Source organism: Achromobacter sp. SIMBA_011, assembly GCF_046535435.1.
Lineage (GTDB): Bacteria > Pseudomonadota > Gammaproteobacteria > Burkholderiales > Burkholderiaceae_B > Achromobacter > Achromobacter dolens.
In genome coordinates this window covers 1-259 of sequence record NZ_JAWRWN010000726.1, presented here as the reverse complement: position 1 = coordinate 259, position 259 = coordinate 1, and the positions used below count along the sequence as shown (strand labels likewise).

Annotated in this window: 1 protein-coding gene; it reads left to right on the top strand. The window is 66.8% G+C overall.

Annotated features, from left to right (window positions below):
- A partial coding sequence (locus tag SB816_RS32870) for a LysR substrate-binding domain-containing protein (RefSeq protein ID WP_410548364.1) occupies window positions 1-259 on the top strand: 259 nt, incomplete at both ends.

The following is a 259-nucleotide window of genomic DNA, read 5'->3' as shown; positions in this document are numbered from 1 at the left end:
CTCAGACGCTCCTCGAGCGTCTGAGTCACGAGATCGTCGCCGCGCTGGGCGCGGGCAAGGCCGATCTGGGCGTGTTCGCGGACAACGTGCCTGCGCCCGGCATCGAGCGACGTCTGTATCGCCGCGACGAACTCGTATTGCTGGTGCCGCAAGGACATCCGTTCGCGCAGCGCGACGTCATCCGCTTCGCGGAAACGCTCGACGAGGATTACGTGGGACTCAGCGACGGCAGTTCGCTGCTGGCGCGCATGACCGACGC